Raw genomic sequence first — 22,258 nt, forward strand, 5'->3', positions numbered from 1 at the left:
GGTTGCCCGGTGCAAAATGTCGGTTATTCGTCCGTTGCATTGCCCCTAGGTTGCGTGGTTCCAGCACCAGTACTCCTTTATATGTCCAAGTTCCAATAAGCCTCGTTGATGACCACAAAAGTTGAAAAACTTGCCTCTGGCGGGCTCAGGATTCAATTTCCCGGGGCAGAACTGCTGCCGTCCAGGGGGACCACTGCTGAGAAGCCGAAATTTCGCATTGGCTGGTATCTCAAGGGATCAAGCGTCAGTTCGGCGAGCATACGATACCGGTGCTTTCATTTCGCCCGCGTTCTTGATCAGGATTTCGAGAATCTGTTTTTCTCTCGGTATCAAGATCTTAAAAATGACATAGACGACCTGGACGCCATCATAATCGTCAAACGACTGGATCGGTACACCATCGACCTGGCCGCGCTGGCGCGGCATTTGGGCAAGCCCCTGTTTTTGGATCTGTGCGACGATCTGGCTAATCCGAAAGACCCCACGCTCGACTACCCTTATTATGCATTGACGGCGCTGCTCGCGGCGGCACCCTCGTTAGCAGGAATTACTGTTCCGAGCGCCGAAATGGCGGTCAGAGTTGAAAAATATTTGAAAGACAACGGCCTGTCCGGGCCGGCTTGCCATGTCATCCCTGATATTGCCGAAACCCGAGAATTGTTTGTCGCCACTGAAAGATTTATTCGGCGAGTCACTGGCGTACCGCCATCACCGGACGTTCCCGACGGGGTGGCTGCCGTGGCAAGACCGACGGATTCCCTGCGCAGGATTATCTGGTTCGGAAACTACGGTGGATCGCACAGCAATTTCGGGATGTTCAGCCTTAAGCCGGTGTTCAAGCATTTGCGGGAATTCAACCGAACCTGCCCGATCGAACTGGTCATCGTCAGCAACAGCGTCACGATTTATGAGACTCTCGTAGCGGGCTGCAACTTTCCTACCCGTTATGTCCCGTGGACGCCTTCGGCTATTTATGACGAGCTTGATCGCGCGGACGCGGCGTTGCTGATGACGGGCTATGATGAATTCTGCACGGTCAAATCCTCCAACCGCATTCTTCAGGCGCTAGCGGCATCAGTGCCGGTTATCACCGAGAAGGCTCCCGCCTTGGTAGAATTTGAAGAGGTCATCTTTACCGGCCGTTTTCTGCGCAATCTTGAAGAGTGCGTGGGGTCAAAACGCGATACGACTGTGCCACCCCGGCTTGCGCTGGCCGAGCCGATCCTGCTGCGTTATACGCCCGAGCGCCTCTCGGCTCTTTGGTCTAATCTACTCAAGCAGGCTATTGGTCGTTCCCTGGTTCTGCGCTCGGCGAAAAGTCGTAGCGGGATACTCATGGTGCTCGATGTCGGCGATGACCCGGATTACGCGCTCGATGCAATCCTGATGTTGAACCGAACCGTCGGCCGCGATGGCGGGTTGCTCGTGTCGATAGACCTGCTGGAGAACGATCTTGTCTTCCGCCGGATCCTTCTGCGCGCCAAAGCACTACCCATGTTCTTTTCCGGGCGACTTAAGGGTTTGGAAGGCCAAATGATAGGCTGGTCAGCGGTTGCCCTGGGAAACCCTGAATCGACAAACGGCCGGCTCATAAGCGCGGTTGCGCGACAGGTGGGGATGGAGATTCTCACTCACGCAGACCTTGCGCAGGATGAACTCGAACGCTTTGCATCGTCATCCGGCAGACAGGCATTAATAGATCAGTCGGTCACACCGGGGCCATATCCCGAAAGGACTGATCTCGACGGATCGGTTGAATGGGCGTTCGTCATTCACGCTAAGGGCCGCGGATGGATTCTTGATGCGATCTGCCGTGAAATCGGCTCGCGTCAGACAGGAAGCTGGACAGTTGTTGATCACGCAGCTCCTCCGCCGGCGTCGCGGAATCTGTTTTTCAGCCATTTCTCGTTACTGGACCTGTTCGACAACAAATATCCCGACACGCTGGAGGCCAGCAAGATCTTCGTCTGGTACACCCATCCTCGCGACGAGGATGCCAACGCCATTGAACGCAACCTGCATCTTTTCAACAAGGCCACCCGGATCATCTTCACTTGTCAATCCAATCGGGAACTCTGGATTGATCGGGGGCTGGATCCGAAGAAGGCTGTGGTCGTCCTCGGCGCGGCGGATCCTGCTCTTTTCCAGCGGCACGAGCGAGGCGGCGGTGTCGTCGGGCTTTCCTCTTCATTTTATGAGCGCAAAAATCCAGATCTCATGCTCGACATCGTCAAGGCGCTGCCGCATCGCGATTTCGTGCTGCTCGGGCGAAACTGGAACCGCTATGCGCGCTTTGAAGAACTGCTAAGCCAACCAAATTTCACTTATCTGACCCGCCCTTACCGCGAATATCCAAGGATTTATTCGAGTTTCGATGTGTTTCTTTCTATCTCGAATCTTGAGGGTGGTCCCATCCCGCTGATCGAAGCAATGATGTGCAATGCGGTGCCGGTTGCCAGCAACACCGGCTTCGCACCGGACCTGATCGATCACGGACGTAATGGCTTTTTATTCGAAACCAGGGACGGAGCGGAGCGGGTCAGCACTCTGATCGAACAGGCTTTCGATCTTGATGGGGATGTGAGAAAGACGGTCGAGCAGTATAGTTGGGATCGATTCAGCGCCGAAATTGTAGGTCTGGCAAGATGACCGCGACATCCGCGATTGGTCTCTTTGCTGCCTTGCGGTTCCAGATGAAGCAGATCGCCCCGCACTGGCTGGAAGCGAATGAGGCGATCTGGAGTGGTTGGGTCCAGGCATCTCGCGCAAGGCTTCCTCTTCCGGGCCTGAGACAGATATTGATCGTCGCGCGCGTCCAATGCCGTGACGACATTGCCTTGCAACACGGGCTGCTGCGGTTGCTCTCGCTGGAAACTATTCAACCCCTTGTCCTTTTCGTTTTGCCAACCGCTTCGGCAGCGGCAGTCGTGAATGCGCGGGCGCTAAGGGAAGGATGGGCATCACTGGTCACGCTGATTGCGGAGGCCGAATTGGAGAGCCTGATACGGCAACTGCCGGGTGAAATGCCGATGTTGCTTTTGCCGGTGCCGGCACCAGTGACAGAGACGGTCGTGGCGCAAATCACCGCCAGCGATTTTTTGCCGGACGGTGAAACGAGCGCATATGGGACCTGTTTGAGTACGGTGGGCAATTGTCCGAGCTTACAGGGGTTCACAAACGCCTCATTAGACGAAGCATTCGTATCCAACGTCATAGGCATGCTCCAACGCACCAGCCTCCAAGCCCGGCCGGGCGAAACTGCTCCGCAACAGGACGATCCGCCCACGGCTCCATCAAAGTGTTTTGAGGATAGCGACAATGAAATATGGATCAGACCGGATCAACTGCAGCTGCCATTCGCCAGGGGGAATGAATTGGTGGTGGTCACCATTTTTGACGACCAACAGCGTGGCAAGGTGACCGCCGTTCAGTCAGCAAGGCTAACGCACCGGTTGAAAGGCATGCGCATTCCCATCCCCCCGCGCTATGCGTCCCCATCTCAGCGTCTCATGCAGATCAGCCTACTTGACGACACGGGCACTCAAGAGCACCACAAAATCGCCTTCAGCACGCCGCCGACGGCCATCGAGCCGTGGATGCTTAGCGCCTATCTGAACCGGGGTGGCGGCGGAAACCCGGTTATAAGGGCATTTGCGATGGGCACCGGCTGCCGACTGGCCTATACGGACGACGAGCCAGACGACCTGCGCGATATACCGGTCGTGTGGGGTGTCCTTCGCGGAAGCGACCGAATTCTGCAGCAGGCACAGTCCCAGAATCTGCATTATTTCTATGTAGACCATGCCTATTTCAACCGGGGTCATGGAAAATCATATCGCATCACCCGCAACAGATATGAAGCAGGCAAGGTTCGCAGGGTCGATGTCGATCGCCTAAAGCTCCTCAACCTGGACATCCAGCCGTGGCGCAAGAATGGCCGGTCCATCATTGTGTGCCCGCCAACAGAATATTTCATTGCAGCGCATGGCTGCGAGAACTGGATGGAAGCCACGCTGGCAACACTTCGCCTGGAGACGGATCGGCCGATTGTCGTGCGGGAAAAGCCTCAGCCCGGTCAGCCGTTTGTTCCGCTCGCTCAGGCCCTACGGGGTGCGCACGCCCTGGTGACACATTCCTCTAACGTCGCAATCGAAGCAGCTTGCCTCGGCACGCCCATATTCGTATCCCCGACCAGTGCTGCAGCACCCATCGGGCAAACGGATATGGGCCTCATTGAAACGCCACGCTATCCTGACCGCGATGAGTGGCTCGCTCATCTCGCCTACTCACAGTATACAATGAATGAAATCCAAGACGGGACCGCATGGCATCTTCTAAAGTATTTGGAGGACTGTGAGTTTGTCTGATAACGACTTCGTTTTCCTGGCCTGCCCAACGGATCTTGAGGATCCTACACCGGCGATCGACTGGCTTTGGCGCGCGTCATCCTGCACGGGGATGAAGGATGTCCCATGTTTTGTGGCCATCAACACCAAGTTCAAAGCTCCTGTGGGTGTGCGAACGATCAACGTCGAGGCGAATTACCCTCCCGAACTGGCCCAGTTAGCCACACATGCCAATTCGGCGGCGAGCCATGAGACGAATGCGAAGCGATATCTTGATGCCAGAGCGCTATTTTGCGTCCATCGGCTCATGAGTCTTCATCCCGATATCCTCAGGATTGTTCTCATCACCGCGCAGCCAAGTGAATGCCCCGATCTCGAGCGCCTGCTTGTGGCCTCGCCCTGGGAGCCTTTCCATTGGCTCAAGAGAAACGATCATGGCAGTGATGACACCCGCAATGGTCTAGTCCTGTTCAATCGACTGGATACAAGGTTTGACGTCGCAATGGATATAGCGCTGGATATTGCAACGACCGGCGCAATCTACGGTCTGGAGCCATATAGTTTCGGATGCCTGTTGAGCTTGTCGACCCGTTCGGCAGCCGTCGCATATAGCATGACGGCTATTGAACAAGGCCCGGCGAGATGAAGTCAAATGTCAGGCAATTTATGGTCGGTGCCAAGGCAGTCGACGCAGGACAGCACGCTCGCGGAACGCGCATGGCGCTAGCCACAGCAATAGAAAGCGTCGAGCAATGCTAAGGCGCACCTTGAACAAGCTGAAGCATCGCTTCACTGCCCGGCGGAGGGAAGAGGCGCGTTACAAGCTGGCGCACACTGTGATCAACCAGAGCAGGCTTTTTGATCCCGAATGGTATCTCGAATATTATCCTGACGTCGCCATGGCGGGTCTTGATCCTCTGGAGCATTTCATCCGGCATGGTGCGCAAGAGGGACGGAACCCGAGTGCCCGCTTCGACCTCCGCTTCTACCTCAAGCGCAACCCGGATGTTGCCCGAACGAACCTCAACCCCCTGTTTCATTATCTTACTTTCGGACGGGACGAAGGCCGCTCCATAAGGCCGGTAGGCTCGACCGAGTCCATCGACAGCGATCTTGATATGCGGTCGGGGCAGCGGCAGTCAAATGCTGGCCGGCAGTTGCCCAAGGCGTCACCCTACTCATCAGATTTCAGGTCGACATGGCGAGCTAGGCAGTTCGACTGGGCAGCCCTTTCAGAGCGACTGAATGACGCCAAGCGTCCTTCATCACCTGCCGAGCCAGATGTGTCGCCAGTCGACTGGTTGGCCACCCGCATGGGGGCCGCCGCCGAGGTCGAAACTCCAGAAAATTGCAGAATTCGGCTTTTCGAGGTCATGCGGCGAGATTCGCCCACCAGGGGCGCCGTGATATCAGCCGCACATCCGGCGAATCCCTCGCCGGACCGACAGTATGCCCATAAACTGTTGGTCACTCATGGTTTGGGCGCTGATGCGATCATCGACGGCTGGTTCGCCTGCCAGGGGCAACTCACGTTGCGGTTGAGCAGTCCGCATCCTCATGCGCGGCGGCTGCGTGCTTTTCAATATAACCCCGCCGGCGAGATTATCTGCTGCGCGCAAGCGGACGTCACGGGGAGCGAACTTGAACTGATTACCTTAAATCTGGATCAGGAGCTTTGCCCCGTCCTCTTGACTTGGCAAACACCTGATGGGGCTTTGGCTGCCAGCACATTGTTGCCCTTTCCCTCCCTCCTGCGAGGTGGGCTGCATCATTCTGAGATAGCCGCAAGTGAGGCGATGTCTGGCGAACGCCCGACATGGGAGGGCTACATGGCGCCTTTAGCGCTTCAGGCCTACTGCTGGGGGGGGGCAGAAAATTTTGCGATAAAGCGAATTATGGTCGATCTCGCTTGTGCGAATGGATCAGAGCCACTTTTCCGCGTGAACATCGCAACAGCGCTCGCAGCCCAGTTTGGTATCGAACTGCGGCAACACCCGTCCAATAGTGGCGGAGCAGCGTCGGACAGCCTTGGGCGATTGTTGCACACCGGCTTCGGTGGCCCTCGCACCGTAGCGCGTATGGCGGGTGGAGATACCTTGATCCTACCGGCAGACGGATTTCCGTCGCTAGCCTGCCTCGCCGCTCGGTCGGGTCAACATGCGCTAGGCTTCAAGACTTTCTGTGTGGTTGTTGCAGGAACCCGACAGCCGATGTCTCTCATCTGCCACCCTGCGATGCCGTCTCAGATGGATGCGTTTCGTCACCCCGCATTGCCGCTGCCTTATCCGATGCTTCATGCAGAGCCCTTAAGTTCGCCGGCGTTAGGGCAAGACTGCGGGGCGCCTATCATGATCCGGTTTCACGATGCCAAAGTCTGGCGGGTCGATGAAATCATGCCCGTGTCTCCAGATTCGATAATGCCTCCGCCCGCGATCGACCCAACAAAACCGCAGGCGCGGATAACAGTAATAATTGATGATTTCCTCCAGAGCGACCGCCTTCCGCTCTGCATCGCCTCGCTTGCCAATCAGACATTAGCCAACGACCTCGATCTGGTTATCGTCGGAGCCGAAAGCGCCTCATCAAACGCCGTCGAACTTTTCGGCGCATCGCGGGCGTGCTGGTGCTTGGCATCCGGACCGTCTCGCGCGGAGCGCCTAAACCAAGCTGCCTCTCTGGCAAAAGAGAATTATCTGTTGTTTCTAGACAGCGATGTCTGCATGCCGGATCCACGGACCCTCTCGCTTCTGCTTGAAATAGCATGCACAACGCAAGCTGGCTCCGTATCTTGTGCCATTGTTCGAGAAGATATTGCGGATGGCTCGACGCATCTCGACTGTGCGGGCATCTTTTCGGTGTGGGGACCGTCTCTCCCGTCGTCCGAAGGGCTGACCACGCAAAGCGAGATTCTAAGGCTTTTCCCCGCGTCAGCTTATCCAGTATTCGCTAACAGCTTGCGGCTATGCCTACTGCCGAGCGCCGTTTGGCGCGACCTCGGTGGATTGAGCGGAGATGATGATGTGGGCGATGGCAGCCTGGACATCGATTTTGGCCTGCGGGCGCGACTGGCGGGCCTTCAACATTTCTGCACTACCCAAGCCCGGGCTGTCTCGGTCATGTCCCAATCTGTCGCGCCAATGGGGATTATGCCTCTGCAGGGTGCCGTCCAGCAGGATCTTAAGGCAGCGATGTCGGAACAGACCTTGCGGATAAGAGAGCTGCTTCGATGAAAATTCAAGTTCTCGTCCGCTCGGCCGACTGGCTGCAAAGCGCGGGCACGCGCATTCGATATCGCCGGTTGCAGCCTTATTTTTCTCAGCTGGGATACAGCTTTGAGATCGACACGATAAGCAGCATCCGCGAAGGACTCAAACTGAATGCCGATGTTTACCTATTCAGCAAATGTACCGACGCGGGGGCCCTCATGCTGGCGGACATGCTTCGGGAAGCCGGAGCGCTGGTCGGGTTTGATTTGTTCGATGATTATGTCAGCGGCCAGTCGAGCGCCACTTTTTCGCAACGCCATTTTCAGCGCGCCCTAAACGGACGGGCGGACTTCCTGCTATGTTCTACCGAGCGCATGTCTACTGTGGTAAAGCGGATAAATCCGGCTGTCCCGACGCATGTTCTCAATGATCCCTTCAGAACCATATCGCGTGAGCGACTATTGCAACTCATTGAGTCTAAGATCAGACAGGTGCGGCAGACTGGGCGGCTGAATGTTCTCTGGTTCGGCCAAGGCAGTAATCCTCTGTTCCCGGTCGGGATTAGCGACCTTGTTGCGTTCAGCGATGCTCTCGCTCCGCTGAAACACACCGGACTCGACGTCCATTTGAAAGTGTTGACCAACACCGCTGCGCTCGACGCACAGGGTTTGGAAACGCTGCAAAACCTGCCTTATTGGGTCGAAGTCGTGGAATGGTCAGCGCAAGCTGAGGAGGCCAGCCTCGACGAGGCGGTGCTGGCATTTCTTCCTGTTAATTATCAGAGCTTCAGCGTTGCGAAATCTCTGAATCGGGCGGTAACCGCTCTGACGCATGGCGCCCAGATCTTGACAGTGGGCCACCCTCTCTACGCTGCGCTTGCTGACTTTGTTTATTCCAACGCCGCTGACTTTTCAACGGACCTGAAAGCGGATTCGATGAAGTTGAGGGGCGCAACACTTGTCAATCTCCAGCAATGTTTGGGCGCAATCGCCGACCCCGCGCAGGAGACAAGTCGCTTTCTTACCTTCCTCGCTGAACTGCCGATTGGCACCGTTGAAATCCCGGTAGACCAGCGGCCGTTTCGTGCCATCATTCACGGTGCGGCATCATCGCCTGCCATTCACACTCTGGGCCGATCGCTTGGCTGGCTTTCTCTCGCGTCGCCGTTTGCGCGCCAGACGCTACCCTTCAGCGCCCAGATAGGGTATTTCGATGGTGGTTCAACGCTGCAACTCCGGCTGATGCGGACCACGCTCGCGCGCCTGTCGGGCGAGTGGTCCAACCGCGCGGTGCCTCTCCCGAAAGTCGACTATGGCGAGTATAGCCATGTTTTGCCTCTGCCGGATAACCCACAGGGTCGGCTCCTCAACACATTGGCGCCCCAGATGATCGACACCAAGGCCGGAAGAATTATCTTTTACGAGTCCGTGATGGCAGCGACCGAAACCATCTTTCGCGAAATTTTTGGCGATATTTTGATGATGCGATCGGAAATGGAGATGCCGCTTCCTGGTGTGGCCAGCATTTCGGGGAGCATTGCATGAACCCCCTTATCCGGACGCCAGGCACTCCTAGGCCGCAGGCGGTCTTTCTCTTCGACCTTGTTCAGGACATCAGTGTTCTGCGCCCCATTATCCGTGTCCTAGCGACCGAAACCCGGCTCGATCTGCTCCTCTTGATTTCCCATAAGCTGGAGCATCGCGACCGCACCGGCGTCTGGATGGCAGAGCTCGAGGAACTCGCATCGCTCGTCCACGCCCGGATCGCGCGGTTTGACTCGCCGCTGTCAGCCTGCGGACAAATCCAGGGGCGGTCGGGGCTAATCTTCTCTGCCAGTGAGACGGATCTGGTTGCACATGAAGTGAACCACGAAGTGTTTCTCGCGGCGCCGAGCAGCTACGTGAGAATCACTGTGCAGCACGGCCACGAGTGTGTTGGATTCAGCCAGAATCAGGAACAAACCATTGCTCACGGCGAGCAAATCCGCTTTGCAGCGGATATTATATGCGGCTGGGCGCCTGCAGCAGCAATGAAGCATTTGTGCAGTTCCGAGCGCGCCAAATATTTTGAGCTTGGGCCACCAATGTCGTTGGATCGTCCCCACAGAGCACGACTGAGCCATAGGGCAGGCAGTACCGGTCTTATCTGCGAAAATCTCCATTCGGTCCGCATGCGAACCTCCGGCAATCTTCAAACCCATTATCTGGACACTATCAGAGAATTCGCCGCCATTCAGGCGATATCGGGCCGAACCGTCGCATTGCGACCGCATCCAGGTGGCCAGTTCGTAATCAAGAATAAGGTCGCCTTGCCGTCGAACGTGACGCTCGCCAATGCTGCCATGTACAAAACTGACCTGAAGCAGTTTGCTTACGGCATCTCCGCACCATCTTCAGTCATCGTCGACATGGTGATGGCCGGAATACCGACGGCCGTATGGCGCGACCCCGACAATATTATCGACACTTCCGGCTATGCCGGCCTGGTACAGATATCGTCCGTTGCGGACTGGGTCGATTTTGCCGAGGCGGCGGTTAGCGATCCCGAACCCATTCTCGCCCGGCAACGCGAGTTTCTCGCTCGCAATGCCCTCGATGTCCGCCCCGAGCAGATACGTGAGCGGCTTCTAAATTTAGTGGAAGGCGCTACCTTTCCTCTACGAGGCTCCCGGTCACTGCGTCGCCCACCCCGTGTGTTGCTGATCGCAAACGGAGTTGTGCCAACCCTTCATATCAGCTTCATCAAGCCACTGGCGCCGCTGGTTGATGCCGGCCTGCTCGAAACCAAGGTCCTCACGGAAGCCAGTATCCGTGCGACAGTGGCAGCTCAGACTGATATCGATAGGGTGACGAAACAGCCCAGCGCATTCGAGGAGATCAGTTCATTTGCACCCGATATTGCGGTCTTCTGCCGATATAGCGGCCCGGCAGCTCAAGATATTGTGGAGCAGCTACGCGCAGCGCAAGTTCCTGTATTGTTTCATATAGATGACGACCTTCTGAATGTTCCTCCGGAAGTCGGACCCAAGCACATCGAACATAATCGCATCGAACGAACTTCGACGGTGCGTTATCTTCTCCAGAATGCAGACCTAGTTTACTGTTCGACGCGACGCTTGCAGGACAAGCTTTATGCCGAAGGTTTTGTCGAACGACTTGGCTTCGGAGAGATCTATTGCAGCGGTGAAATCGTGGTGCCGGCCGAGAGGCTTCCTGTCCGAACTATCGGCTTTATGGGCAACGACAAGACACCTGAGTTGACGGACCTTGTCCCCGCTATTGCCGAGCTTCTGGACCGCAATCCTCAGGTCCGCTTCGAATTGTTCGGCTCCATGGCCATGCCGGAAGAGCTGCTTCGCTTCGGCGATCGCGTCATGGCAATTGGCCGCATCGGCAACTACGAAGAATTCGTCGCAAAATTCCGGAACCTTCGATGGGAGATCGGTCTAGCGCCACTGCACAGAACCTCATTCAATCTGGCGAAGGCCGACACCAAATGGGTCGATTACACCTCGATCGGTGCCGCCGTCGTGGCGAGTTACGGTGTGGCCTATGATGAGTGTTGTAGCGATGGCTGCGGCTTGCTGGCCCACGATCACGACGAATGGGTGGCGTCGGTCCAATCGCTGATAGATGAACCGGATGAGCGCTTGGGCTTGGTGATTGCAGCCCAGGAGAAACTTAGAACATCCTATTCAATCCAACGCCTTTCCGGGCAGGTTTTGAGTATGTTTGACCGGGCATCGCAGTCAGCCGCTGCTGCTGCTCGCGGTTCCGTAACTCAAGATCACGCTCCAACGAGCACCTAACGCAGTGCTCCGAGCCGCGCCGGGTGGCAGAAACCAGCGATATAGTCTCACTGTGGCCCCAAATCCGTCCTTCGACAAGGCGGCGATCTTCTGGTATCGTTCGCGTTTCCGGCGCATCTCACCACCGGTTTGATACTACCCCAAATGATCGCCGGCGCGCGAAGCCCGTACAGCCGATTAGTATCCTCAGGCAGTCACCTTGGCCACCGGTGGATTAGGCGGCACGAATGTCTCGGCGAACTCCTCGAAGAACCGAAAATATTCATCATCCCTGAAGAAAATGAAATTGGCGCCGCCTTTCCCTCGTTGCATCAGAGATTCCAGTTTTCCATCCGGCATATATTCGTGCTGATTAATGCGGAGCTGGTGGTCGGACGTTTTCCAGCCTTGCGAGCGCATATGGTCAACGAGTTGTAAGCTCTCGGGAATTCTGAAATCGACCTCCAGGAGAACTGTTTTCAAGTCAGGACTTTGAAGCGTCTTTGCTGCGCCGCGCACTACCTTGTTTTCAAACCCATCCACGTCGATCTTGATGTGGTTTGGCTGTGGCAGAACCTGGCGGGCGACGAGTTCGTCCAGCGAATAGGAGATGCAACCCTGTTGCGGCCGTTGTTCGCGTTTCACCAATCGATTTCCAATCGTCCGATCAGATTTCCACCAATTTTCTCCATAATCATGGTGCGAACCGGCAACGACGAATGCGCTCAGATGAAGCACGGAGACGTCCGCCTGATCGGAAATGGCCATGCAATATGCTGTCACCCTGCCATGGAGATTGTTGACGAAAATGTTCTTATTGAGCTCCGCGTAGTTCAAAGCCTCAGGCTCGAAAGCAAAAACGCGCGCACCGATCACGCCGGCATAGATGGCATAAGTCCCCACGTTTGCGCCAATGTCGACGAAAACCTCGCCCGCTTTCACGGTTGTAATCCACGGAATCGTCAGCGGCTCCTTAGTCAGGAGTGTGCGCGCGCGACTGCTTGAGTGACGTGAAGTCAACACATAGCGGACGATTTGACCACTCACATCCATCTCCAGAACCGGCAACGTGGTGCTTTCATCGCCAATCTCACGCTTTGTCGCTGACCGGATTTCCAATGGCATCTAAGTTCCTCTCGCTAAAATCATTAACCAGTCGCAAGCGACGCTTTTTTCGGTCCAGCAGTTCCAAAACGGGCGTGAAGCCGCGCAATGCGCGCATCAAATAGCAGTTCGGGGCTATCCATGGATGCTGGATCGCTAAAATACATCGTCGCGAAAGCGCGTTCGCCGTGGTAGATTTGATGGGAGATTTTCCTCGTTTCGCCAAGCCATACCTCCCCCGGCTCGAATGCAATATGGTGTTTCGGCAGTCGATCTAGACACGCTTTTTTCATTCCACCTAAAGCTGCAGAATTGAGATGACGAACCAGATCGTCGCCCGGTTTGTCCGCAAATTCGCTGAGTCCGAACTCGCGGTAAGCCGACTCTGCGTAATGCTCGATGCGATGACTCGTCCGCCAAAGCCGAGGCGACGCGGCAATATTGCTGAAGATGCGAACCTGATGAAAAACCTCAGGGATTCCAAATACGTCCCAATGCAAATTTTCATAAAGCGTTGAGGTAAATCTCCAGGTTTTCACTTGTCGATACGACGAATATTCAGGGAATATCTTCTTGTAGAGTGCATCGCACTGAACATTGCCCTTAGCCACCTGCTCTTTATAATAACCAACTTTGCCTGAGTCAGAACCGAAAATCTTCTCAAATACAAAGCGGTCGAGCGGCGCAGCGCTTGCTTCGTCGAGGGCGGCAATCTTGTTGTCGCCATACTTCTTGATTTTGCGGAGAAATTCCGGGGGTCCGTCCACGTCGAAATTCAGACTGTTCAAAAAGGCGTAATCGAGATCAAACCGCACGTTGCGAAGCAAAATGAGGTCACCGGCCTCGTAATGCCGACGAACTTCGGCGCACTCATCTTCAGTTTGGACCGCCAGTTCAAAGATATAATCTTCGACTAGGGGATCGCGAATAATCGTCGCCATTGCCTTCGCCTGCCTTCAACCAAAATTGGATAGCGCTATTGCGTCACGCTAGGCAGGCAAAATTTCCCCGTCAAGCAGACCATTCAAACACCGCCTAGGAATGAGCGGACTGAACCTTCGCCGTCAGAGGAGGTCCATGCGCCCTATGATCTCAGCATGACGAAATCCCATCCGCGGCCATCAACGGCCTCGGCTCGGTACCCAATGCTTTCCAGATAAGTCTTCGCCGAAAATTGCTTATCGCCTTCAAGGACGACCTGATTCTGCTCGATCACGATAACAGGATTGCAACGTTCAATGGTTTCCGCTGCTCCAAGGAGCACTTTTTTCTCGAAACCCTCAACATCAATTTTAATATAGTCGACGTTCTGGAATTCGAACATGTCGATCGTATAAACCGGTACAGTCTTCGTTTTCGCTCCTTCTCGACTGACGTGGCCACCACTATACATGACCGTTTCGCCGACCTCATCTCCAATGGCGCAGGTGAAATGAGTCACCTTGGAAAGGTCTACATTGTATCGAAAATTCGGCCAGAGATTAGGATCAAACGCAAAGACATGATCAAAATCGAGTTGAAGATATCTCGTATATTCACCCACACGACAACCAACATCTAGAGCCGTGCGAAAATTTCTTATGAATGCCTTGCTCAGATTATAAGTTAATTTACAACAATGTTCAGGATATTCTTTAGTACCATCGGCGGAATACAAGAAATCCCTGGCCGCCCACTCAGGCTCATAGGGGTTATCCTGCCAAATCGTGGGAGTCGGTAAATCTGTCATCTGAAACTCGCAAGCAGTTGCTATAAATCCAGTGCCGGTCGGCAGATTGGCTAGTGGTTATGTCTTACGACCCTGTTTTCGGCAAGGCGTTTGTCGAGAAGTGACGGAGCCTCGCGGCCAAACGGCCTACGATCCCCATCGGCATGCCTGACTGCAAAAGTTGGCGATTCTGCACCTTGCATTGCATAGCCATTGGGCCATTGTCATTAGCACCAGCGCAGATGCCGGACTTTTGGTCCGGGCATGAACGATACGAGGAGGAATTATTGGTAAAACAGAGTGTGAGCGTCGGCAATTTGATCTTCGCGAATGATGCACCATTTATCCTGATAGGCGGGATAAACGTTATCGAAGACGAGGATGTTGTTTTCGAAGTGGCCAGTCGGTTCGTCGCGGAAACGAGCGCTTTGGGAATCCCCTATGTTTTCAAGGCTTCGTTCGACAAAGCCAATCGATCGTCCATTGCGTCCTTTCGCGGCCCCGGCCTGGACAAGGGCTTACGCGTCCTAGCTGACGTCAAGTCCCGTTTCGGCGCGCCAGTGTTGACCGACGTCCATGAGCCATATCAGGCCGCGCCTGCAGCTGAGGTCGCGGATATTATTCAACTGCCCGCATTTCTCGCACGGCAGACGGATCTCGTAGTCGCCATGGCGCGCACGGGCGCAGCGATCAATGTCAAGAAACCGCAGTTCCTTGCGCCCCATGAAATGCGTCATATCATCGATAAGTGCCGGGAAGCCGGGAATGACCGGATCATTCTATGCGAGCGAGGATCCTCCTTTGGCTATAATAATCTTGTAGTAGACATGCTCGGAATGGACATGATGAAGGACATGGCGCCAGTCGTGTTCGATGCCACCCATGCGCTGCAACAACCTGGAGGCCGCGCGGACAGCGCTGATGGACGTCGCGCCCAGGCAGCAGCGTTGGCAAGATGCGGCATGGCGCTTGGAATTTCGGGCCTTTTCCTTGAAGCCCATCCCGATCCGGAACAAGCGCTTTGCGACGGCCCCTGCGCTCTGCCGCTCGCCGCCCTGTCCTCATATCTCGAGCAGATGCTGGCGGTGGACAAGCTGGTCAAATCCTTCCCAAGGCTGGTGACCGGGTGAGATTGCACGTGACGACGTTTTGGGAAAGATTGGTCAGCCTACCGCGACAGCGCAAGACTCCGCAGATCTACGTGTTCGGGGACAGCCACACCGTCGCCCTACTTCAGGCCCTCGCATATGAAAAGCGGGCGGACATGTTCAAAGAGATCACTGTTTTGCGCGTCCGAAAAAGCAAGGATGGCAAAGAACTCGGCGATGAGAGTGTGGATCAATTCTGCCGACGGATCGCTCGATTGAAAACGGATGATTATGTATTTTCGGCTATTGGCGGCAATCAATATGCCATAATCAGCACTATAAAGCACGAGCGGGACTTTATCGTTTTGGATCGGCACGGGAACCACAGCACAGCCGCCGAAGTCGTGCCGCATCGTGCATTGGGAAGCTATATTGAAAGTGGCGTACGGCATTCGGATGGCGCTGTGCTACGCAAAATTCGCGCGGCTACACAAGCGCGGTTGTACCATCTCTCGCCGCCACCTCCCAAATCCGACAACGAATTTATTCGCAAGTTCCACGAAACTCGATTCGCAGCCGCCGGCCTAGGGCTGCTTGAGCCGACAGATCCGGCATTTCGCCTTGCCTGCTGGAAGATGCAGCAAGAGTCTTTATCGACGCTCTGCGCCGACGTGAATGTAAAGCTGCTGCCTCCACCCGATAATGCCGTAACGCAGGACGGTTATCTCGGTCGCGCTTTTTACAGCAAAGATGTAACGCATGCCAATCGCCGATATGGTGAGCAAGTGCTCCGCCAGATACTAGAGGTCGTCCATAGCCGGAAGGATTCGGGGACTCATGCCTGATCACCCATATCTTGCTGCGCCCGATCATAATTTCTGGAGAAGGTCCGTGACCGACTGTCCACCTCATCTGGTGGACCCTGTTGGTGAATTTCGAGCCTGCATATCGCACAATACGAAGGTCGCAACGGCGGGAAGCTGTTTTGCCCAACATATCGCTCGCCGTTTGAGGGGCAGTGGATACAACTATTATGTCACCGAGCCGGGGCATCCGATCTTGCCAGAAGAGATCAGAGCCAGGAACAATTATGGCATGTTTTCTGCGCGATATGGAAATATTTATACAGCGCGGCAGCTCTTACAGCTGTTCCAGCGCGCGTACGGCGAATTCATTCCGATCGAGGATGTTTGGCGGGAGGAAGACGATGTCGTTCTTGATCCCTTCCGCCCGACAGTTCAGCCGGGTGGATTTGTTTCGGAGCTTGAAATGCGCCTAGATCGGGCCCAGCATTTCCATGCTGTTCGATCGATGTTCGAGGCAATGGACGTACTAGTCTTCACGCTCGGCCTGACGGAGTGCTGGGTGTCTAGTGCGGATGGAGCAGTCTTTCCGATTTGTCCGGGCGTAAGTGGAGGAAACTTCCATCCCGCCCGCCACGCCTTCTACAACCAAACTGTCGAAGACGTCGTTTCGGATATGACCGAGTTCCTGAGGCTACTTGCACGCGTCAATCCCAGTGCGCGTGTCATCATCACCGTATCTCCCGTGCCGCTGGCTGCGACCGCTCGCCCCGACCAGCATGTCCTGACTGCAACGACATACTCCAAATCAGTGCTACGGGTCGCTGCTGATATACTTGCCACCCGGTTCGCGCACGTTACCTATTTTCCGTCATATGAAGTCATAACGGGAGCCTTTTCCCGAGGGGCCTATTATGCGGAAGATTTGCGCAATGTGCGGGAGACTGGTGTCTCGCACGTGATGAGTTTATTTATGAAACATGCAACATTGGCACCAGAGTTCGCTTCGACCCAGACCAGTCAATCCGATTCCTCATCTGTCAGGTTGGCCCCTGGCTCGGCGATGTCTATGGCGGAGCTCATCGAGGTAGAGTGCGACGAGGCAGCGCTTGATCGTCGTTAAGTTGCGGGCGCCATGCCCGCCCTTTTTCACGGAATCCGTAATTTGAATCTCTTTGATATGGCCCGCCGCGGTGATGCGAATCTCGAAACTTCGGATGGTGTCGTCCTAGGTAAGAGAAACTACCCGGATGGCGACTGGCGCGGTCTCACGCTGACGCCAGGCGCGCATTTCAAAATATTGGATGCTCGCCGATTCGCTAGCTTGCGTCACTTCCCTACCACTTGTGGCTGGATGCTCGATGTCCCTAAGCACGCCACCTTAAGGGTTGCCGTGGTTTCGACATTGACCCAGGCGGTGCTCTCCGAGACGGTCTACGAAGGGGAGACGGGCTTTCAGCCGCTATACCTGCCTTGGCCGCATCAAATGTGTGGAAAGATCGATGTCGTCATTTCTAATGACGGGCCAAGCCGGACACCGGCGTTCGTTGCAAATCATCGCGCGCTTTCCAGGCAGTGGTTATATGATCTGTGCGTTGGGCAGGGCATGGAAATCGGCCCTGGCAGCACTCCTCAGATCCTTCCTGGTGAGCGCACCGACGTCCTGTATCTCGAGCAGATGCCAGCAGAGGAATGGCGTGAGCTGTATAGCGGCGGGGGCAAGTACGTTGTAAGGCCAGAGCTATGGGGCAACTACATTGTTGGAGAAGCATCCGCGCCGCCGACGGACGATAGTTCTCTCGACTTCATTTTCGGTAGCCATGTTTTTGAACATCTCGTCAATCCGATTGGCCATCTCGAACGCTGGCGCCGCAAACTGACGGCTGGAGGTAAGGTGATCATGGTGGTGCCCGACTTGAATGGCACGAAAGATTCGGTTCACCATCGCTGCTCTCTCGAAAGCCTCTTAGATGAACATCAACGCGAGATCTGGCTCCCCGAGAAGTTGCATTACATGCGCCATCTGCGGCGGGGCCCAGATGATAAGAAATTGATTGCGTTGATGGCGCGCATGGAATCCATCCATGCTCATTATTATGATAACATTAACTGTCAGATGATGCTTGACTTTGCGGTGCGCCAGCTAGGCTATTCCGACTATGTGATCGAACACACACCGAACCATAAAGACTTTCATTTTGTACTGAGCAACTAAGTTACATGATGAGCTATTTTATATGACTGGACTCGTCCTTATTACTGGTGGCGCCGGATTTATTGGTAGTCATCTCACTCGGCTGGCTAGTGATGCGGGCTATAGCGTTCGCGTTCTCGATAACCTCTCGCCACAGGTTCACGCGGGAAGCGCCGACCTCGCCCCCCCCCCAGGCGTTGAGTTCATCAAGGGTGACGTTACGAACCGCAGCGATCTTGAGGCCGCCATCGCCGATGTCGCAACGGTCGTTCATCTGGCCGCAGAAACCGGCACAGGCCAGTCCATGTACGAGATAGAGCGCTACTATAGGGTCAATGTTCTGGGGACGGCATTATTGTTCGATATTCTCGCTAACGACGAGAATAACGTGCGCAACGTAGTCCTGGCTTCCAGCCGCTCGGTTTACGGCGAAGGAGCATATCTTTGCCGGTCATGCGACCCGCTGGGGAAACGCTGTTTCCCGTTGCCGCGTACGCCCTCGCAGTTGGCGAGGCGGGACTGGGCACCGCGCTGTCCAGATTGCGGTGAACCCGCCGAGTGCACCGCCACCTGCGAAAGCGATGCGCTGCGGCCCGCATCCATCTACGCGGCAACCAAGCTGGCACAGGAAGAGCTAGTGCGCGTCGGCGCAACATCTCTTGGTCTTGCTCACTCCATTCTTCGCTTTCAGAACGTATTTGGCGAAGGGCAGTCGTTGTCGAACCCGTACACCGGAATACTCTCGATCTTTTCGACCCGCATTCGCCTTGGTCTGTCTCTTCCGATCTATGAAGATGGACAAGAAAGCCGCGATTTCGTGCATGTCGAGGACGTCACCCGTGCAGTACTGTCATGCATTCAACAGCCTGCCCAAGCGGGAGCGACACTAAATGTGGGTTCGGGCTACCCAACTTCCATTCTGAAGATGGCCCAGTTGCTAGCGGATTTCATGGGTGCTGAACAGCAGCCTCATGTTACGGGAGCCTATCGGGTAGGCGACATCCGGCACAATTTCGCTGACCTTTCCGCTCTCAAATCAGCCTTTGGAAATTATCCGACGATTAGCTTAGAAGATGGTCTTGAGCGGTTTTGCCGGTGGGTTTCGGGTCAGCCTGTTCCGCCCGATTTGCTGGAAAAGGCCAACGCCGAACTCAGTCAGCGGAATCTTGCAGGATGACACAGCGGCTACGTGCGCTCAGTCGACTAATACGAGCGGCGCGTCGGCGCCTTGTCGTCCAGCCTGGCGCCGAACGATCAAAAGCCGAACACTCGGTACCGGACACCCATCGGATCAAGAATAAATGGTTCGATCAAACCTTCGCTGAGGTGCCGCACGACGACGAGCAGATGAGATTCGCTACCACGGGAAGTTCCAGCGTAAAGCGAATCCGAAGCCTGTTCGATAAGGAGCCGATAACATTGGCCTGGATCGACAGTTTCGATCCGAATGAGGTGATGTTCGATATTGGCGCCAACGTCGGAATGTACACAATATATGCTGCGGTTATGCGCAAGGCTCAGGTTTTTGCGTTCGAGCCCGAAGCGCTAAACTATGCCGAGCTTAACAAAAATATCTTTCTGAACGACCTTCATGGCCAAGTTCTCGCTTATTGCTTAGCGCTGAGCGATGTCGACAAGACCGATCGCCTCCTGCTCAGCGACTTCGGCCTAGGCATTTCATACCATGATTTTGAGGAGAACAGTTGGTCGGAAGATAAGCAATTCGCGCCAGACTGGAAAGTGAGCCGTCACAATCGCAAGCCCCAAGGCTGCATGGGCCGGCGCGTTGACAGCTTGTTGGCCGATGGTCTTCCAGTCCCGGCACACATCAAGATTGATGTCGATGGCTTGGAACACAGAGTTATTGAGGGCATGCTGGAGACGCTCAAACAACCGGGCGTCAAGACCGTCTTGATGGAGGTTAATTTTGACAACAGCAAGAACCTCGACGCCATCGAAAAAATGACCTCGCTGGGATGGAAATTCTCGTGGGACCAACTAAAAATTAATCGGCACGTTCGGTTCACCGAAGAACAAATTAAAAAAGCTCATCGAAAAGCAGTAGGAGGCATGAACTATATATTCTACAAAGACAATTCATACGATGAATATTTTAAAATATTGAGCGAACAATACATACCTGGTACTCCGATAAATACTAAAGATATACTACAAAAACTGGATTTTAGATCTCCTTACACACAATCTCGCTAAAAATTTAATTTTCAAATATATAAAGTCTGTCTTTCTTCATTTTCTCTGGAGCATTGGGATGCTGGATCATTCCGAGGCTCTCAAGAAATGCGGACGCCTCATTCAATGGTAGCCCAAAGCATTTCTGTTCATTACCCGCTTGTTCGACCAATACCGCGGGCCGGCAACGCTTTATAGTCTCTGCAGCGCCGCGGACGACAGGTCCTTCAAATCCCTCCACATCGATTTTCATGAGTGAAACATCCTGAAATTTGAAGCTGTCTATTGTGCGCAAAGGAATTGGCCCCACTTTGCGCCACTGCGTATTCTCAATCGGCGCCCCGGTGGAGAGATGAGAAACCTGCCCATGCGTTGAATATTGAGTCAGAAATACCTTACCCGCCTCCTCGCCGATCGCGCATTGATGTGCTGTTGCATGCTCGTCTCCGGCGAGGTTTTTCCTAAGGGCAGCACAAAGATCATAAGCAGGTTCGAAGGCGTGAACTGTCTGAAAATGCTTAGAGAGCAATGAGGCAGTGGTCCCGATATTCGCACCTATATCGAGCGCGCAGGTATGAGGGGCTACGAGCTGAATAACTTTTTCGAGTTTTTTAACGTCTTGATCGGGTATGCCTTTATAGCGCGGCATCGCGGCATAACGCTGCATTTCCATTCGCGGAACCCAGAAGCCGTCAATCTCGACAATATCGTTGTGCGCTCCCTTCGCTCGGAAGAAATGCCTAATTCCATCAATCAAGCTCATGGCATGTTCCAGTACGGTGTTGCAGCATTGAGAAGGCCTATTCGTTTGGATAAATACATTAAATGAAAGGATAAATTTAAAGGTAATCACCGATGCCCTTGTGTAGGACTTATGTGTGGTAGGATCGACGCCCTGCCATGTCTCGATGAACCGCGGCAACCCTCTCATTAAAGCGGTTTTTGGGATTGACCATGTCTGTTGCCTTCATGAACCACATGAAGACCGCGGCTGCTTCACCATAGAAAATCTGGTGGGAAATCAAACGCGATTCACCGCTCCACACTTCGCCCGATTCAAAAGCGATCTTGTGCTTGGGAAGGTGCTCCATCCAGGTATCAGTCAGTCCGCCCAGCAGATCTGCATGGATATACTCAAGGAGTAGATTTGGGTCTTTGCCTGCAAACCGACCCAAGTCGAATTCATCATAGATCAACCGCAGATAATCATCGGAGTGATGGCTGACGTGCCATATCCGCGGACGGGCGTCGAGATTACCGAACAGCCGCGCCTGATGGAAATCATCATCAATCGAGTGGTTGTCCCAGTGAAGGTTCTCAAACAAGGTCTGCGTCAGGCGAATGCTTGGAATGAACCGGAAAGGATTGTAGCTTGGAAAACATATCCCGAAGATACGCAACATTTCATCGTGTGCGACTTTTAGGGCAGTCCGTGTTCGGTCAAAAATGTCCGGATCGCCCCTGCACAGAACATCAAAGACTGTTTGCCTTAGCCGATCATTAAACACTCGTGCAGGCCCGGTGCGATCAAAGATTGAGCGTCTGCGCGGCGGCTTGCCAGCGAGGAAAGCATCGTCGGTCAATTTCTTGACTTTCCTTCGGATGCCAAGATCGGAAATAACTTCTGCTCGCTTATCGAGCGCGTCAAAGGCTGCGTGATCTATCGGAAGTCGATAGTCCGCAAGAACAATCAACTGGCCGTCTTCAGACAGGTCAGCGACCCCTCCCCGCGCCTGAATCTCCCCCAAAGTCATTTCGACGATATAGTCTTTTACTTCGGGGTGACGATCAACCCGCGCCATGAAGCATTTCCTCTTTCCTTGATGGCC

General features: G+C 54.5%; 17 protein-coding genes. 12 read left to right on the forward strand and 5 right to left on the reverse strand.

Features of this window, described 5'->3' with window-relative positions; all coding sequences use genetic code 11:
* Positions 1-108: 108 nt before the first annotated feature.
* The 6 genes from M2337_RS13780 to M2337_RS13805 all read left to right on the forward strand — a co-directional run bounded on the left by M2337_RS13780 (position 109) and on the right by M2337_RS13805 (position 11,360).
* Complete coding sequence (locus tag M2337_RS13780; protein ID WP_264570703.1) at positions 109-2,649, forward strand: glycosyltransferase family 4 protein; 2,541 nt, start codon at positions 109-111, stop codon at positions 2,647-2,649.
* The gene (locus M2337_RS13785) at positions 2,646-4,367 is read left to right on the forward strand and encodes a hypothetical protein (RefSeq protein WP_264570704.1); all 1,722 of its coding nucleotides are present in this window, start codon (positions 2,646-2,648) and stop codon (positions 4,365-4,367) included. Before M2337_RS13780 ends, M2337_RS13785 begins: the two co-directional genes overlap by 4 nt.
* Positions 4,360-4,992, forward strand: coding sequence for a hypothetical protein (locus tag M2337_RS13790; RefSeq protein WP_264570705.1), 633 nt, complete (start codon positions 4,360-4,362; stop codon positions 4,990-4,992). The genes M2337_RS13785 and M2337_RS13790 overlap by 8 nt, the downstream gene beginning before the upstream one ends.
* 121 nt (positions 4,993-5,113) lie before the next feature.
* A complete protein-coding gene (locus M2337_RS13795) occupies positions 5,114-7,576 on the forward strand; it encodes a glycosyltransferase family 2 protein (protein ID WP_264570706.1) in 2,463 nt (820 codons plus the stop codon).
* A complete protein-coding gene (locus M2337_RS13800; RefSeq protein ID WP_264570707.1) occupies positions 7,573-9,096 on the forward strand; it encodes a hypothetical protein in 1,524 nt (507 codons plus the stop codon). The genes M2337_RS13795 and M2337_RS13800 overlap by 4 nt, the downstream gene beginning before the upstream one ends.
* Positions 9,093-11,360, forward strand: a complete 2,268-nt coding sequence (locus M2337_RS13805; RefSeq protein ID WP_264570708.1) for a glycosyltransferase — start codon at positions 9,093-9,095, stop codon at positions 11,358-11,360. The genes M2337_RS13800 and M2337_RS13805 overlap by 4 nt, the downstream gene beginning before the upstream one ends.
* 186 nt (positions 11,361-11,546) lie before the next feature.
* Here M2337_RS13805 and M2337_RS13810 read toward each other — a convergent pair whose 3' ends face one another.
* From M2337_RS13810 to M2337_RS13820, 3 genes are all read right to left on the reverse strand, one after another.
* On the reverse strand, positions 11,547-12,464 hold the full coding sequence (locus M2337_RS13810; RefSeq protein WP_264570709.1) for an FkbM family methyltransferase: 918 nt from the start codon (positions 12,462-12,464) through the stop codon (positions 11,547-11,549).
* Positions 12,465-12,487: 23 nt separating this feature from the next.
* A complete protein-coding gene (locus M2337_RS13815) occupies positions 12,488-13,384 on the reverse strand; it encodes a hypothetical protein (protein ID WP_264570710.1) in 897 nt (298 codons plus the stop codon).
* A 143-nt stretch (positions 13,385-13,527) separates the two neighbouring features.
* The gene (locus M2337_RS13820) at positions 13,528-14,172 is read right to left on the reverse strand and encodes an FkbM family methyltransferase (protein ID WP_264570711.1); all 645 of its coding nucleotides are present in this window, start codon (positions 14,170-14,172) and stop codon (positions 13,528-13,530) included.
* A 266-nt stretch (positions 14,173-14,438) separates the two neighbouring features.
* On the opposite strand from M2337_RS13820, the gene kdsA reads away from it, so the two are divergent.
* From kdsA to M2337_RS13850, 6 genes are all read left to right on the forward strand, one after another.
* Positions 14,439-15,281: a 3-deoxy-8-phosphooctulonate synthase gene (kdsA, locus tag M2337_RS13825; RefSeq protein WP_264570712.1), complete on the forward strand. Its 843-nt coding sequence runs from the start codon at positions 14,439-14,441 to the stop codon at positions 15,279-15,281.
* A gap of 134 nt (positions 15,282-15,415) precedes the next feature.
* A complete protein-coding gene (locus M2337_RS13830; protein WP_264570713.1) occupies positions 15,416-16,084 on the forward strand; it encodes a hypothetical protein in 669 nt (222 codons plus the stop codon).
* 46 nt (positions 16,085-16,130) lie between these two features.
* On the forward strand, positions 16,131-17,165 hold the full coding sequence (locus tag M2337_RS13835) for a GSCFA domain-containing protein (protein WP_264570714.1): 1,035 nt from the start codon (positions 16,131-16,133) through the stop codon (positions 17,163-17,165).
* 42 nt (positions 17,166-17,207) lie between these two features.
* A complete protein-coding gene (locus M2337_RS13840) occupies positions 17,208-18,257 on the forward strand; it encodes a class I SAM-dependent methyltransferase (protein WP_264570715.1) in 1,050 nt (349 codons plus the stop codon).
* 22 nt (positions 18,258-18,279) lie between these two features.
* Positions 18,280-19,413, forward strand: coding sequence for an NAD-dependent epimerase/dehydratase family protein (locus tag M2337_RS13845; protein ID WP_264570716.1), 1,134 nt, complete (start codon positions 18,280-18,282; stop codon positions 19,411-19,413).
* Positions 19,410-20,450 carry an FkbM family methyltransferase gene (locus tag M2337_RS13850; RefSeq protein ID WP_264570717.1) on the forward strand — a complete coding sequence of 347 codons (1,041 nt, stop codon included), beginning with the start codon at positions 19,410-19,412 and terminating at the stop codon, positions 20,448-20,450. Before M2337_RS13845 ends, M2337_RS13850 begins: the two co-directional genes overlap by 4 nt.
* Before the next feature lie 4 nt (positions 20,451-20,454).
* Here M2337_RS13850 and M2337_RS13855 read toward each other — a convergent pair whose 3' ends face one another.
* The gene (locus M2337_RS13855; protein ID WP_264570718.1) at positions 20,455-21,192 is read right to left on the reverse strand and encodes an FkbM family methyltransferase; all 738 of its coding nucleotides are present in this window, start codon (positions 21,190-21,192) and stop codon (positions 20,455-20,457) included.
* 109 nt (positions 21,193-21,301) lie between these two features.
* The gene (locus M2337_RS13860; protein WP_264570719.1) at positions 21,302-22,231 is read right to left on the reverse strand and encodes a hypothetical protein; all 930 of its coding nucleotides are present in this window, start codon (positions 22,229-22,231) and stop codon (positions 21,302-21,304) included.
* Positions 22,232-22,258: the final 27 nt, after the last annotated feature.

This window comes from Sphingobium sp. B2D3A, assembly GCF_025961795.1.
Lineage (GTDB): Bacteria > Pseudomonadota > Alphaproteobacteria > Sphingomonadales > Sphingomonadaceae > Sphingobium.